General features: G+C 60.0%; 1 protein-coding gene and 1 pseudogene. Both read left to right on the top strand.

Annotated elements, in window-relative coordinates; all coding sequences use genetic code 11:
• A partial coding sequence (locus tag H6B31_RS16490; RefSeq protein ID WP_204899492.1) for a protein kinase domain-containing protein occupies window positions 1-2,070 on the top strand: 2,070 nt, incomplete at its 5' end.
• A gap of 90 nt (window positions 2,071-2,160) precedes the next feature.
• Window positions 2,161-2,369 (top strand): annotated as a pseudogene (locus tag H6B31_RS16495) (hypothetical protein); the annotation flags it as partial.

Genomic DNA, 2,369 nt, shown 5'->3' on the forward strand with positions numbered 1-2,369 from the left:
ACCAGCTACTTTGACGAGAACGACACCTCGTACTTCGTCATGGACTACATCGAGGGCATCTCCTTTAAAACCTACATTGCCAACCACGGCGGAAAGGTGAGCGTGGAGGACACCCTGAACGTGATGATCCCGGTGCTCCGGGCACTCACCGCCGTGCACCAAGAGGGCTTCATCCACCGGGACGTGACGCCGGACAACATCTACATTACCAAGGACGGCATGGTAAAGCTGCTGGACTTCGGCTCTGCCCGGTACTCCATCGGCGACAAGTCCAAGAGTTTGGACGTCATCCTGAAAGTGGGCTACGCCCCCAAGGAGCAGTACATCCGAAGAAGCCGCCAGGGCCCTTACACCGACGTCTACTCCTGTGCCGCCTGCTTCTATGCGGCGCTGACCGGCTTCCTGCCTCCGGAGGCGCTGGAGCGGCTGGACCACGACGAGCTGGTCCCGGTCTCCCAGTGCGGGGTGGACATCCCGGAGTACCTGGACAAGGCCATCCTGAAAGGCCTGGCCGTCCAGCCGGAGGACCGCTTCCAGAGTGCGGAGGAATTTCTGAACGCTATCGAGTCCCAGCAGGTGGTGGAGCTGCCCCAGGCGGGAAGTGCCCAGACCGGGGCTCCGGCCAAGAAAAAGCTCAGCCCCGTGCTGATTGGCGGCGTGGCCGCGGCGGTGATCGCGGTGGTCGTCGGCGTGGGGGTGCTGGGCGGAGGCGAAAGCCCGGTGGCGGAGGCGCTGGCCCCCACCATCACCGTCGCCGGACAGCAGGTGTCTGCGGCGGATAATTTCCTGGAGCTGGTGGACGGCACGCTCACCGATGCGGATATTGCCGCCATGAAACAGATGGGAAATCTCCAGCGCATCTATCTGGAGGGCGTGTCCATTGAGACAGACGGGCTGGCTTGGGTGGCAGAGTTCCCGGAGCTGACCGAGTTCAGCTGCGAGGGGTATCTGACGGATGAACTGGACTTGACGCCCTTTGCCGGGCTGACGGAGCTGACCCGGCTGAGCTTCTATCAAAACAACAACACCGGAGCGCCGGTCAGCGATCTGTCCCCCCTGGCCGGGCTGACCAAGATGAAACGGCTCGACCTGTGCATCGATTTTGATGTAAAGGATCTGGCCCCATTATCGGGGATGACTCAGTTGGAAGAACTGCAGCTCTATGGCACCAGCAATAACAACAATAACTCCGGGCTGACGGACCTCAGCGCGCTGTCTGGGATGACGCGTCTGACCAGCCTGCGGATTGATCTGGGCGCTGTGGAGGACTTCTCTCCGCTGTCTGGTATGACACAGCTTCAGGAGCTGAGGATGTACGGGAACTTTATTACGGATGACCTATCCTTCCTTCGGGGGCTGACAGAGCTGCGTACACTCAACATGGTCAGCAGCAATGGCAGCGAGGGGGCGCCTGTACAGGAGGACCTGACCGATCTGTCCGGCCTGACCAAACTCACAGACCTTCAGCTGGATGTACCAGTGGCAGATCTCCACGGTTTGGAACCTCTGGTGAATCTGCGTGCCCTGCAGATGTACGGGTCCAACTCCACGTATACCGATGTGGACGCCCTAGCTGGGCTGACAGAATTGACCTCCCTGTATCTGCCCTACCGCGTCTACAACGATTCGAACCCCCTGCCGCCCATCAATCTGGACGGGCTGGCCAATCTCACCAAGCTTCAGTCCCTGGAGATCAGCGATGGGGTGGAGAGCCTGGAGCCCCTGCGAAACCTTACGGAACTGCGGGATCTGCGAATCCGGGCAAACAACAGCGAAGACGGCGAGCTCTCTCTTATGCCTCTGTCTGGCCTGACCAAGCTGAACAGCCTGGATATTTCAGGCGATCTGGTGGGGGGCGATCTGTCTGCCCTGGCCGGGCTGACTGAACTGCGTTCCCTAAGTATCAGCCACTATGACCGCAACTACGACCGCTATGAAAACCGGCAGGAGATCCGGGACCTGTCCCCTCTGTCCAACCTGACGAACCTGAGCAGCCTGAACATCTATGGCGCGGCGGAGGGAATCGACACATCCCCCGTAGCCCATATCCCGGATCTGAGCATTTCGTGATAAGAGACGCCGGCTCTTTTCTGCAAGCCCCATTGACAGGGACCTGTAAACGGTCTGGTTAAATCATCAATCAAGAAAGGAGCGGATAGTGTGGAAACTTGCCGTTCCCAAATTGTCTGCTACAACTGTTTCCAGCAGCGGGACAGCCTGGATGGCCCGTGCCCCCACTGCGGCTTCGACCTGGCGGAGAACGAGAAGAAGTACCCGGTGGCCCTGCGGGCGGGGACCGTTCTGAATGACCGGTACATCGTGGGTCGGGTGCTGGGTCAGGGCGGCTTCGGCATCACATACCTGGCCTG

It is taken from the genome of Pseudoflavonifractor capillosus (assembly GCF_016899775.1).
Classification (GTDB): domain Bacteria; phylum Bacillota; class Clostridia; order Oscillospirales; family Oscillospiraceae; genus Lawsonibacter.